The organism is Labilibaculum sp. (assembly GCF_041595635.1).
In the GTDB taxonomy this organism is placed as follows: domain Bacteria; phylum Bacteroidota; class Bacteroidia; order Bacteroidales; family Marinifilaceae; genus Labilibaculum.
The window spans coordinates 1-13,356 of record NZ_JBFHJW010000032.1; the positions used below are offsets into that span (position 1 = coordinate 1).

At 41.4% G+C, this 13,356-nt stretch carries 10 protein-coding genes; 9 read left to right on the forward strand and 1 reads right to left on the reverse strand.

Going from position 1 to position 13,356, the window contains the following annotated elements:
- The first annotated feature begins 936 nt into the window (after positions 1-936).
- The 8 genes from ABYT26_RS10415 to ABYT26_RS10450 all read left to right on the forward strand — a co-directional run bounded on the left by ABYT26_RS10415 (position 937) and on the right by ABYT26_RS10450 (position 11,015).
- Positions 937-2,340 (forward strand): sugar transferase, encoded by a 1,404-nt coding sequence (locus tag ABYT26_RS10415; RefSeq protein ID WP_372753576.1) that lies wholly within the window; start codon positions 937-939, stop codon positions 2,338-2,340.
- Positions 2,341-2,643: 303 nt separating this feature from the next.
- Positions 2,644-3,429, forward strand: coding sequence for a polysaccharide biosynthesis/export family protein (locus ABYT26_RS10420; RefSeq protein ID WP_372753578.1), 786 nt, complete (start codon positions 2,644-2,646; stop codon positions 3,427-3,429).
- Between the two features lie 660 nt (positions 3,430-4,089).
- Positions 4,090-6,519, forward strand: coding sequence for a GumC family protein (locus tag ABYT26_RS10425; RefSeq protein ID WP_372753580.1), 2,430 nt, complete (start codon positions 4,090-4,092; stop codon positions 6,517-6,519).
- A 60-nt stretch (positions 6,520-6,579) separates the two neighbouring features.
- Positions 6,580-6,969, forward strand: a complete 390-nt coding sequence (locus ABYT26_RS10430; protein ID WP_372753582.1) for a BT0820 family HAD-type phosphatase — start codon at positions 6,580-6,582, stop codon at positions 6,967-6,969.
- Positions 6,970-7,151: 182 nt separating this feature from the next.
- Complete coding sequence (locus tag ABYT26_RS10435; protein ID WP_372753584.1) at positions 7,152-7,832, forward strand: DUF554 domain-containing protein; 681 nt, start codon at positions 7,152-7,154, stop codon at positions 7,830-7,832.
- Between the two features lie 125 nt (positions 7,833-7,957).
- Positions 7,958-9,397 (forward strand): phosphotransferase, encoded by a 1,440-nt coding sequence (locus tag ABYT26_RS10440; RefSeq protein ID WP_372753586.1) that lies wholly within the window; start codon positions 7,958-7,960, stop codon positions 9,395-9,397.
- A gap of 214 nt (positions 9,398-9,611) precedes the next feature.
- On the forward strand, positions 9,612-10,325 hold the full coding sequence (locus ABYT26_RS10445) for a nucleotidyltransferase family protein (protein ID WP_372753588.1): 714 nt from the start codon (positions 9,612-9,614) through the stop codon (positions 10,323-10,325).
- A 57-nt stretch (positions 10,326-10,382) separates the two neighbouring features.
- On the forward strand, positions 10,383-11,015 hold the full coding sequence (locus tag ABYT26_RS10450) for a hypothetical protein (protein WP_372753591.1): 633 nt from the start codon (positions 10,383-10,385) through the stop codon (positions 11,013-11,015).
- Between the two features lie 79 nt (positions 11,016-11,094).
- On the opposite strand, the gene mnmA is transcribed toward ABYT26_RS10450, so the two are convergent.
- Positions 11,095-12,267 carry a tRNA 2-thiouridine(34) synthase MnmA gene (gene mnmA, locus ABYT26_RS10455; RefSeq protein ID WP_372753593.1) on the reverse strand — a complete coding sequence of 391 codons (1,173 nt, stop codon included), beginning with the start codon at positions 12,265-12,267 and terminating at the stop codon, positions 11,095-11,097.
- A 200-nt stretch (positions 12,268-12,467) separates the two neighbouring features.
- On the opposite strand from mnmA, the gene ABYT26_RS10460 reads away from it, so the two are divergent.
- Entirely contained in the window at positions 12,468-13,352 is an 885-nt protein-coding gene (locus tag ABYT26_RS10460; protein WP_372753595.1) for a DUF3078 domain-containing protein, read from the forward strand.
- Positions 13,353-13,356 lie beyond the last annotated feature (4 nt).

A 13,356-nucleotide genomic window follows, 5' to 3' on the forward strand; every position in this document is an offset into this window, starting at 1 on the left:
CCGAAACAGGGCAGCTCGACATCGACAAAGCAGGTGGGGCCCCATAGGAGCAGAAAGCGTTAAGAACAGAATTCCGGGAGTGAGGCACGAGGGAATATGATTCTGTTTAGCTTTCAAAGCGTGATGGGTCACCGATTGTCGAGGTCTTGATTTTTCTTTCCTTTTTATCAAGCAAAAGGAAAAGCCCCTCCGGCTCGAGGAGAAGGAAGAAACAGAAGTCAAAAGGTCTAATAGTCGAAGAGTCCAATAGTCGAAGAGTCAAAAAAGAGTTCTGCAAAATAGAGACAGATTGCCACGTCGTGCCTCCTCGCTACTGAGCTTTCGAGATCTCCGAAGGTCATGACAGCAATAGAGGAGAGGCGAAAGGGCGAAAAAAAGGATAAAGGTTAAAGTCTAAAGGTTAAAAAGTTCAAAAGTCAAAAGTCCGTAGGATGATGATTACGTATGGTTGAACCCCAAACCCCTAAAGGGCTTAAAAAAATATAAACCACAAATTCCACAAATTTTCACAAATTAAATATTCCTTGAGAAGTGTGCTCTCAACGCACAATATTGATTCAATGGGGTTCGGAATTTAGTCCGGAGACCGGGACCCATTTAGTGAAAAAGGCGTGAAACAAAAGACTGTCTGAGCGAAGCGAGTTTCTTTTGTTTAGTCTTTGAGCTTTAATGGGTGGTTGAGGACGCCACCGAGGATTTTTTGCTTACTTTTTCATCGGAAAAAGCTAAGAGCCCCTCCGGCTCGAGGAGAAGGAAGAAACAGAAGTCAAAAGGTCCAATAGTCGAAGAGTCAAAAAAGAGTTCTGCAAAATAGAGACAGATTGCCACGTCGTTCCTCCTCGCTACCGAGCTTGCGAGATCTCCGGAGCTCATGACTGCATACGAAAGAAAATACCAGTAAGCACAAAGTACAAGATTAAAAACCCTTATGAAATTATGATTAAACAACGAGAAACAACACTGGAGAAATTCAGTATTGCATCACAAAGCCTTATTACGGTAGGCTGTTTTCTGGTAGCCTGGTGGTTCTGCGAGCAGTTCATTAAGCCTGTTGGAGGCAATCTGAAAGAATACAAAGTTGTTCTTATTTTGATTCTCCCCATTTGGTTTTTTCTACTCGATCAGTTTGGTTTGGGGCGATTGGTTCGTGTGAAGATGTACTCGGCTTTGGTGGTAGAATACATTACGGTGGTTGTTATAGGCGTGGGCTTACTGCTAGTCTGCATGGGTATGTTGGATTTCAATTCCATTTCCCGATCGGTTTTGGCTCTGTTTTTTTTGGTTAACCTATTCACCTTACTGATTTACAAGCTGCTTGCGTACCGGATCATGAAAATTTTTCGCGGTAAGGGATACAATACCCGTACGGTGATGATCATTGCCGATAAAGATTCCTACTATTTGATTGATCGATTGGTGAACACAGCCGACTGGGGCTATAGAATATGGGCTATTATGTCGGACAGCGATTACATCAAGGCCAAATACGAGAAAAAATACACGGTGCTTCCCGAATCCGAGAACATGGCCGATTTGGTAGATGGAAAATCCATCGATGAGGTGATGTATTGCAAGGGGACTTTGAATCAGGAGGAAATCAAAAAGATGATTTATACCTGTGCCGAAGTGGGAGTGGTTTTTCGTATGCAGTCGGAATTTTTGAGTGTGCTGAGTTTGCGCTCCCGGCTTTCCTATTTCAATCAGATGCCTTTTCTTACGGTACAGAATACGCCGGGGAATTATCTGGCCTTAAAAATTAAAATATTTTTTGACTACCTGGTGGCTTCAATCATTTTACTTTTGATCTCGCCAGTGATGCTGCTTATTGCCACTTTGATCAAGCTGGATGATGGTGGTCCCATCTTTTTTGCCCAAAAGCGGGTGGGACAAAATGGTCGTCGTTTTCCCTGTTTAAAGTTTCGGACCATGGTGACCAATGCCGAAGCCTTAAAGGCAAGCTTGATGGAGCAAAATGAGCAGGAGGGACCGGTTTTTAAAATCAGGAAAGATCCCCGTGTCACCAGGATTGGTAATTTTCTTCGCAAAACCTCTCTCGATGAGTTGCCCCAATTCATGAATGTGCTTCGTGGGGAAATGTCCATCGTAGGACCTCGTCCGCCTGTTCCTGCGGAGGTAGCACAATACGAACGCTGGCAACGTCGCCGTTTGAGCATGAAACCGGGTATCACCTGCATATGGCAAGTATCGGGTCGCAACAACATTCCTTTTGAGCAGTGGATGAAAATGGATTTGCAGTACATCGATTCCTGGTCGCTAAAACTAGACTTCATCCTCTTTCTAAAAACCATTAAGGTGATGATTACCGGGGATGGACAGTAGGGGATAGGGCGATAAGCGAAAAGGCGAAAGGTGAGCGAGTCTAAGAGTCGAAAGGTCAGGGTGGAAATGCTCACTGTTGCCCGTCATCCCGAGGAAAGCGCAGCGACGAAGGATTTGCAAATAACAATTTGGAATTGATAATACCGACACAGATTGCAGAAAAAAATGAAAATCATGGATCAAAAAAACAAGCTTATTCTATCTTTGTTCCGAAGCAGAAAACATACTTTTTGTTTGTTGTACAAAATTTGACTACTACTAAGCCCTATTTTAATAAAAACACATATTTTTATTCGCTACCCAATGAAAAAACAATTTCTACTTATAGTACTACTTATTGGCGGTTTACTGATTACTTCCTGTAAAACGAGTGAAGATTTGGTGTATCTGAACGATACTCATGATCAGGAAGAGCTGGAAGGCCTTCCCGGCAAGTTAGTGGAGTACACCATTAAAACCAACGACAATTTGTATGTGGATATCCAATCGATGGATGCAGAGGTAAATGCCATGTTCAATCCTTCGTATGGAACGGGAATGCAGTCGGGAACGCAGCAAAATTACGGACAATTATCGGGACAGTATTTAAATGGTTTTTTGGTTGATTTGGCTGGAGAAATTAGTTTGCCCATTATTGGAAAAGTGGCTTTGGCGGGTAAAAGCCTGAAAGAGGCGCAAGAAATAATTCAGGAGAAAGCCGATGAGTACATCAGGAATGCTACGGTAAAAGTAAAGTTGCTTAGCTTTAAGGTGACTATTTTGGGGGAAGTGAAAATGCCGGGTGTGTACTACAACTACAACAACAAAATGACGGTTTTGGATGGCATTAGCATGGCCAGCGGGGTGACCGATTACGGTAGAATTCAGAAAATACTGGTGATGCGACCTACCGATAGTGGCAGTAAGACCTTCCGTTTGGATCTCAGTACAAAAGACTTTCTTGCTTCCGAGGCCTTTTTCCTTCAGCCCAACGATGTGGTGTACGTGGAACCCGATAAATACAAGAATGTGAAACTCAATTCGTCCGTTTACTCTTTGGTTTTGTCTACTTTATCGACCATTGTATTGATTTTAAATTTGATTTACTAAAGGACGATTGGGCGAATGCCGAAGTATCGGGACCCGCAGAGCTGGAGAAGGTAAGAATTCAAATGAATTAATAATGAATAATTAAGAATTCAAAAGCGATACAGGGCAGTCCGACAGGAATAGAAGCAGGAGATGCTGAAACAAGTTCAGCATGACGAATGCCAGCGGTAGGATTCGCATCAGGAAAAAAAGCTCATCACCGTATGTCATGACCTTCGGAGATCTCGCAAGCTTGGTACTGAGGGTAGTGCAGCGACGAAGGATCTGCTTATTAATTATGAATACAGAATTAGGTTCTGCAAGCTAACAACAGATTGCCACAGTCGCCTTAGGCTCTTTCGCAATGACAGCAATAGAGGAGAGGGGAAAGGATGATTGGGCGAATGCCGAAGTGTCGGGACCCGCAGAGCTGGAGAAGGTAAGAATTCAAATGAATTAATAATTAATAATTCAAAAGCCGATACAGGGCAGTCCGACAGGAATAGAAGCAGGAGATGCTGAAACAAGTTCAGCATGACGAATGCCGAAGTGTCGGGATCAGCAGAGCTGGAGGAATAAAGTTAAAAAAAGGATCTCTGGAGAAGAGATCAAAAAAATATAGATTATTGATTGTCGATTTACAGAATCGCAATAGGTAAAAAGAAAATTAACACCAGGTTTATGCAAAATATGAATGAAATGATGGAGTATTTCGAAATGGAAGAGGGAACCAATGTAAAGGAGTTTCTTTTTCGTTTGCTTTCGAAATGGTACTGGTTCGTCTTGTTTGGCTTTTTGGGCCTTTCGGGAGGATATTTGATCAGTAAATTTTCACCACCCACCTATAAAATTGGCAGTACCGTTTTGGTGCAGGAAGACTCGAAAGGCATGGGTCTGGATCAGTTGTTTGAGGGTTTCGATTTGGGCAGTAAAACCAATATCGAGAATCACATTCTGATGTTAAAATCCTACACTTTGAATCGTCAGGCACTTGAAAATTTGCATCGCGAAATTTCCTGGTTCTACCCAAAAGTAATTACGGATGTTGGCTTGTATGGGAACTATCCCTATGAGTTAGAGAAGTATTCACTCGATAAAAATCTAATTGGCGTTCCTGTTTACATTGTGCCCCTGGATGAGCAGCATTATCAGGTGAAAGTGAGGGGAGACTTTATGATTCACGGTGCCAGCTTGGAGTTGGATATGACGGCTAAGGGGACTTATGGTCTGCCTTTTGAAAATGATTACTTCTCATTCACTCTAAATCGGAATCTTGGTTTTTCTGTGCCTTTAGAGGAAAGCTACTATTTTGTTTTCAATGATTTAAAAGGACTTGCAAAATCCTATTCATCCAAGTTAGAAGTAAATTTGGCTTCTAAAAAGGCCGATGGAATCAGCTTGAGTATTCAGGGGAATAATTCGGCACGCGAAGTTGATTATCTGAATGAACTGATTCGTGTGTACATGGATTATGGTTTGTCGGAAAAGAACAGAACTTCTAAGAATACCGTTCGTTTTATCGATCTGCAATTGGGACAGATTGTTGATTCATTGAGTTTGGCGGGGCAGAATTTTTCTGATTTCCGTTCCCAAAATGGCATTATCGATTTGGGACAGGAATCGGGTTTAGTGGTGGAGAAGTTGGAGAAGTTGGAATCGGAGAAAGCCCTGGCCGAACGACGTTTGGATTATTACCGCAACCTGAAAGCTTACATGGGCGATGCAGAACAAATGAAATTGATTGCTTCCCCTTCGGTAGTTGGCATTGTAGATGCCGGACTGAATGCACAGGTGCTTAAATTGGCCGAATTGTACTCCCGAAAGTCAAGTCTTACCTTTATTGCCAGGGAGAAAAACCCAAGTGTTTTGATGGTGAATAACGAAATTGCCAATACGCTGGCTTCTCTGGATGAAAATTTAAAGAACCTGCTTAGTAATTCCGAGGTAGAGCTGAAGAGTTTGTCCAGGCGATTGGACCAAATAAATGCAGAATTGGCAAGCCTGCCCAAAACAGAGCAGAAGCTGATCAATATCAAGCGTCGTTTCGACTTAAACAACGAATTGTACACTTTTCTTTTGCAGAAACGTGCCGAGGCAGCTATTACAATGGCTTCCAATGTATCCGATGCTCAGGTGCTCGATCCGGCCAGTATCGATACCAGCGTAAAAGTAGGACCGAAAACCACAATCAATTTGCTAATAGGATTGATATTGGGCTTGGCCATTCCCTTTTTGCTGATTGTTGTTGGCGACTATTTTAATGATACCATTCAGTCGAAAGACGATATTGAGAAGGACAGTAAGTTGCCAGTGATGGCTGAGATTTCCCGTAACAGCTACGACAGTGAGATTCCCGTTGTTTTGCATCCACGCTCGGGCATTGCAGAATCCTTTCGGGGATTGCGAACCAACTTGCAGTACCTGTTTTCTGAGACAAAGGGATGCAAGGTATTGAGCGTTCACTCCATGCTTCCCGGGGAAGGAAAAACCTTTACCTCCATCAATCTGTCTAGTATTCTTGCTATGGATAATAAAAAGGTTTTGCTCCTGGGATGTGATCTTCGAAAACCTCGTTTGCATACCATATTTGGCGTAGACAATAAAATTGGTTTGTCGACCTACCTAATTCGAAAGAACGATTATAGGTCTATTATTCAGCCTACCAATTTGCAGAATATGTTTTTTGTGAATGCAGGGCCTGTTCCACCCAATCCTTCGGAGTTGCTGGGAAATAGAGAGATGGCTAAATTTATAGAAGAGGCGAAAAAAGAATTCGATTACATAGTAATGGATAATGCGCCCGTAACTTTGGTAACCGATGGAATTTTAACGGGTAAACATGCCGATGCCAATTTATTTGTTTTGCGACAGGGTTTTTCAAGTAAAGATCAGATTAAATTCATCAATCAGTTGAACGATAGCAAAAATCTGAACCAAATAGGAGTGGTGCTGAACGATACTGTATTTACCAGTTATCGATTTAACACTTATGGAAAGTTTGGCTACGGAAATTCCTATGGAAGCTATGCTTATGGTAACTGTTACTACGAGGATGATCGTCCGCAGCAAAATTGGAAGCAAAAGCTTTTTTCAAAATTTTCTAAAAATTAACCAACAGGTTCAAGGATTTGTCATAACGACTTTTAGTTTACTTACTTTTTACCTTTACTTATGATTATTGCAGTAGATTTCGACGGTACCATAGTAGAACATAAATACCCCAACATAGGAAGGGAAATTCCCTTTGCCATTACCAGCCTAAAAATGTTGCAGGAGAATGGGCACAGAATTATTCTCTGGACCTACCGGGCTGGCAAGGAACTCGAAGAGGCAGTTCAGTTTTGCTCTTCTCACGGGCTGGAATTTTATGCGGTGAACAAAAATTACCCCGAGGAAGTCTTCGACGAGAGCATCAGTCGGAAAATAAAAGCCGACATGTATATTGATGATATGAATTATGGAGGTTTGCCCGATTGGGGTGAGATTTACGCTCAGATAGGGGCGGGAAATGAAGTGAAAACAAGTCGGAAAATAAGCCTTAGCCGATGGTTGCGATCCTAAAATGATGAACTTACCAAAAGAATGCCTCTTGCCGAAATTGCAGGAGGCATTTTTGTTTTCCCTAAACTTGCATTGTCTTTTAGTGGGACAAAATATTTTTTAGCAAGGCTTTTTTTCCTCTTCGCCCTAGAGCTTACGGATATTTCTTTTACTTTAGATTTTCGATTTTAACACCTCTTTTTATGATAGGAACAATAGTAAATGTAGTGGCCATTCTTGTGGGGGGCAGTCTGGGGCTTTTATTCCGGACCAAAATTCCCGAACGAATGTTTAAAATTGTATTTCAGGCCATTGGAATATTTACCTTGTATTTGGGCCTTAGCATGGCGCTTAAAGCCAGCGAATTGTTGCTGATGGTATTTAGTTTGGTGCTGGGAGCTCTCCTGGGAGAATTCCTGCGCTTAGAGGAAAGAGTCGACAATGGTAGCCAATTCATCAAAAGAAAAATTGGCAGCTCCGATGCTCATTTTTCTACGGCTTTTGTGAGTTCCTTCATGCTATTTTGTTTGGGTGCCATGACCATTTTGGGAAGCATGGAAGAGGGAATGGGAAAAGAGCCTACTCTGCTGCTAACCAAATCGATGATGGATGGTTTTTCGTCGGTAGCATTAGCTGCGGTAATGGGTGTTGGCGTACTCTTTTCGGTCATTCCATTGCTGATTTATCAGGGAGGACTAACGCTTTTGGCGGCTTTGTTTGGCGGCTTGATTCCCGAGGCAATCATCACCGAAATAGCTGGTGTAGGTGGTGTATTAATCATTGGATTGGGCTTGAATATTCTCGAAATAAAAAAAATAAAGGTTTTAAATATGTTGCCTGCCCTGGTGGTTGAGGCTTTGTTGTGTTACCTCTTTGTAAGTTAGCATTTCAATGTCAATTTATTTGGCATTCTATCGAAGTTTTGATGGAATGGCAAGGGTAAGGATAGCAGATCTTTTTGTAGATTTGTAAATAGGAAAATAGCAAAGGCAATCAAAATAGATACGATTTGGAAGAAAAAGTAAAAGTCGCTCTCGTTCAATTGTTCGAAGAATGGGCAGACGATAAAGTTATTGAAACGGAAATTTTACCTCAATCGGGTTCCTACCGCGAATACATCCGTTTGGTGGGCGAAAAAAGAACGGTGATTGGTGCTTACAATGCCGATAAAAAGGAGAATAAGGCCTTTCTTACTTTTAGCAAGCATTTTGCTTCCAAAGGTTTATCGGTGCCCGAAATATATGCCGAGAAGGAGGAAGAGGACATCTACCTTCTGCAGGACTTGGGCAATACTACTTTGTTCGATTACATTCTTCACCTGCGAATTGGGGAAGGATTCGCTAACGATTTGGTTCTGATCTATAAAAAGATCATTTCGCAATTGGTTCGCTTTCAGCTCGAAGGGGAAAACGGATTGGATTATTCGGTTTGTTATCCACGTGATAGTTTCGATAAGCAATCGATGATTTGGGATTTGCACTACTTTAAGTACTACTTTTTAAAACTGGCAAAAATTCCTTTCGATGAGCAGTTGCTCGAAAATGATTTTCAGAAATTCTCGGATTACCTTCTGGATGCACCTCGCGACTATTTTCTGTACCGCGATTTTCAGTCCCGAAACATCATGCTGGTAAATGGAGAACCTTGGTTCATCGATTATCAGGGCGGACGAAAAGGAGCTCTTCAGTACGATTTGGCTTCTCTGCTTTACGATGCCAAAGCCGATCTACCTCAACAGGTACGCGATGATTTATTGGACTTCTATTTGCAGGAAATTCAGAAAGTGCAGAAAGTAGATGCCAAGGCTTTTACTTCCTTTTTTCAGGGCTATGTGATGATTCGAATCATGCAGGCAATGGGCGCTTACGGATTTAGAGGCTTTTACGAACGCAAAGAACATTTTTTAAAGTCAATTCCTTTCGCCCTTCGCAATTTGGAAATCATTCTGCAACGAATAGATCTCCCCATAGAGGTGCCCGAACTGGTGAAAGCCCTGCGCTCGGTAATCGCTTCCGAATTTCTGAAAGAAGTGGGAAAAGACGACAAAGCGAAGTTGCACATCGAAATTAACAGCTTCTCGTACCGACGTGGCATTCCTCTGGATAAAACAACCAATGGCGGTGGTTTTGTTTTCGATTGCCGAGCCATTCATAACCCGGGAAGATATCAGGAATATGTGGAAATGACTGGGAAAGATCAGCCTGTAATCGATTTTTTTAAGGAGAAAAGCGAAATGGATGAGTTTCTAGCTTCGGTTTATCATATCGTTGACATGAGTGTTGACAAATACATCAGTCGGAATTTTGCCAACTTACAGGTTAGCTTTGGTTGCACAGGTGGCAGGCATCGTTCTGTATTTTCGGCCGAGAGTCTGGCAAAACATTTGAAAGAAAAATTTGATGTGAACATCAGCTTGCGACACATCGAAAGAGAAATTGAAGGGAGTTAGTATGAGTAAGAAACGTTGTAAATTATCCGCTCAGGATTATGCTGATAAAATTTGCAAGACAGAAAATTTTGTCTGCCAAAAATGCAACAGGGTAGCTAAAAAAGGAAAGAAACTTTGCAAGCCGACGAAAAAAAGTCAGTAACTGCAAGCTTTTGTACCTGTAAATGATTCATTACTAATTTGTAATTCCTAATTGAATAAGATGTTGAATGCAATGATATTCGCGGCGGGTTTGGGTACTCGTCTTAAGCCATACACCAACTCCAAGCCAAAAGCTCTGGTCGAATTGGCAGGGAAACCACTTTTAGAGCATGCCATTGTAAAATTAAAAGAGGTAGGGGTTGATCGAATTGTGATTAATGTGCACCATTTTGCCGATTTAATCGAGGAATTTCTTCGTGAGAAGCACAATTTTGGTCTTGATATTCGAATTTCCGACGAAAGGGAAGAGCTACTCGATACGGGTGGAGGCCTGAAAAAAGCCTGCGATTTGTTTATTCCCCATGCACCGGTTTTAATCTATAATGTAGATGTGCTCACCTCCATGAATTTGATGGATTTGCTGGCTTACCACAAGAAATCGGCTGCCCTTGTGAGTATGGTCATGCGAAAGCGCGAAAGCAGTCGGTATTTGTACTTTAATCAGGAAAATCAGTTGACTGGCTGGAAAAATTGCAAAACCGGAGAAAGTAAATTGGCCCGCCAAGATATGAATCAATCGGAGCCTATGGCTTTTAGTGGCATTCATTTGATGGATTATCGCTTGTTTTCTCTGATTGCTGAGGAAGGAAAATTCTCCATCATCGATTTGTATTTGCGATTGGCCAAAAGTGAAAAAATCCTCGCATACACTGATGATTCGGAAATGTGGTTTGATTTGGGGAAACCCGAACAGCTACTGAAAGCTGAGGAAGTAATTAAAAACTAAGGAACTAAAATATAGGCTGAGGCCATTTTTCTCTTCAAAATAAAAACACTTATAAACATGAATTTAAAACCAGTTATTTTTGCAGCTGTTCGGGTGGTGCTTTACGCCATTCCTGTTGTTGCTTCAGCATTAATCATTAAAAGCGATGCAGGTGCACTTGCCAGTGATGGATTAAAATTTGGCGAGGGTTCTCTCACCGAATACATGCAGGAGTTCTATCTTCTTTTAACAAGTTTAATTTTTCTGTTGGCCGGATTTACTTCTAAATCGCACAAGGCCATTTCCTATTTAATGGGTGGAGGAGCTCTGGTGGCTCTGGTTCGTGAGTTGGATGCTTATTTCGATCTGATTTATCACGGTGCCTGGTTTCCTGTGGCTATGTTGCTTCTGGTACTTACTGTAATTTTAGTGATTAGGAAGAAAACACAGATTTGGGAAAATCTGGAAGAGTTCTTTACCACACCAGCTTTTGGAACCTTTATTGCTGGATTTTTAATGGTATTTGTTTTCTCTCGTTTGTTTGGAACCAAAAAAGTATGGATGGCTTTGTTTGAGGTCGATCAGTTGGAGGGAATGCAAAGATGGGTGAAGAATGCAGTGGAAGAAGGAAGCGAACTGTTCGGCTATACCTTGCTATTTATTGCGGCCGTAGAATTTTTTGTTTACGTTTCGCGTAAACTTAAAAAGTAAGTTTGTAGTAAAACAAAAATAAAAGAGGCAATCCCAGAAGTTCAACTGACCTTAAGGATTGCCTTTTTTTTGAGATTATTTAGTCGATTACACCCGAACCAATCAATTCTCCTTCCTGGTACCAGGCAGCAAATTGTCCGGCAACTACCGCACGCTGTGGCTCATCAAAATGAATGTAAAGTCCTTCCTCTTTGAAATAGATTGTTCCTTTTTGCAAGGGCTGTCGGTAGCGAATGCGAATGTCGTATCTTCTCTCACAATTCTCGCTGGGACGAAGGTCTTCACGAATAAAGTGAATGTCCTTTGTGGGGATGAATAAGGCTTGTCGCATGAGCAAAGGATGTTCGTGTCCCATTCCTACATACACAATGTTTTCTACAACATCGGTTCCTATTACGAAAAGGGGTTCGGCTTTTCCACCAACATCTAAGCCTTTGCGCTGACCTACGGTAAAAAAGTGGGCTCCATTGTGGGTTCCTACTTCTTTTCCCATTTGGGCGGTGAAATGGTATGGCTGGGAGATGTCTTCCAAAGCAGTCGACTGAGGAATGATTTCCGAGGCTTTGTGAGCTAGAATCTCGATGATCTTACCTTTCTTTGCTTTCAGTTTTTGCTGTAAAAATACGGGTAAATCTACTTTGCCAACAAAGCAAATTCCCTGCGAATCTTTCTTTTCTGCAGAGGCTAATTTAGCCGCCCGGGCAATATCTCTTACCTCAGGTTTTTCGATGTGACCGATTGGGAACATGGCTTTGGATAGTTGTTCCTGCGAAAGCTGACATAAAAAGTAGCTCTGGTCTTTGTTGTTGTCGGCTCCGGCAATTAAACGGTAAATTTCCTTGCCATCTTTCACAATGGTTTCCTTTTGGCAGTAATGTCCGGTGGCTACATAATCGGCACCCAGCTCCAATGCTTTCTTTAAGAAAACATCAAATTTTATTTCGCGATTGCAGAGCACATCCGGATTGGGCGTTTTGCCTTTCTCGTATTCTGCAAACATATAATCGATTACCTGTGCGCGGTATTCGGTGCTCAAATCCACAAAGTGAAAGGGGATATCTAATTTTTTGGCTACCATTTGTGCAAATAGTACATCTTCATCAAAGGGACATTCTTCGGATTTTAACCCAACTGTATCGTTCCAATTCTGCATAAAAAGAGCTTCCACTTCATAGCCCTGCTCTTTTAATAAATAGGCAGCAACACTAGAATCTACTCCACCCGATAATCCGATTACAACTTTTTTCTTCATCAGTAATAATTCCTTGTTTTTCAAGATGCAAAAGTATTCAAATTTTGGCTTAGTGCCAATTGTCCCTGACGAAATGCCTATAATTTAACAGTTAAACTTACTTATGTATTTTTTTTGAATTGAAAAATGACTTAACTTAGACTGAATTAATACAGGAATTACTAAGCTGTTATTTTTTAATTAGCCTAAAATTTAAAGAAATGAAGAAAATTATTTTTACACTTTTGTTGATGTGCACAACGATATTTGTATTTGCACAGCAAAAACAGGATACATCCTACTGGAAAAAGGGGGGGATGGCTGCCATAAGCTTCTCGCAAACATCGCTTACCAATTGGTCGGGTGGTGGTGAAAATGCCATTGCTACCAATGCTCAGATGAACCTATTCTCCAATTACAACAAGGGAAAGAATAGTTGGGAAAATACCCTAAGTATGGAATACGGATTGGTGAAGCAGGGCGATGAGGGAGTGCGAAAAAGCATCGATAAGATTGATTTTACCACCAAATATGGTCATAAAAATGGTGGTAATTGGTATTACAGTGCTTTGTTCGATTTTAAAACCCAGTTTGCAAAAGGCTACAATTACTCAAGTACCGACGGGGTTGATGATGTTAAAGTATCCAATTTTCTGGCTCCAGCTTACATCACCCTTTCTTTGGGTATGGATTACAAACCCAACGACATGTTTTCGGCCTACTTGTCGCCCCTGACTTCTAAAATGACCATTGTGAATGACGATGATTTATCGGATGCAGGTGCTTTTGGAGTTGATGCAGGCGATAAGTTTAGGGGTGAGTTTGGTGCCTTTACAAAAATGAGTTTCAAGAAGGATGTAGCTGAAAATGTAAATTTGAAAACGAATTTGAATTTGTTCACCAATTACTCCGATAATTTTGGAAATATCGATGTGCTTTGGGAAGTGTTAGTGAGCATGAAAGTGAATGATTTCTTGACTGCTAGTGTGAACACATCCTTGGTTTACGATGATGATGTAGATTACATAGATGACGACGGAACCAATAAAGGACCCAAAATTCAGTTCAAAGAAATTATTGGCATTGGCTTTGCTTACAAATTTTAAGAAG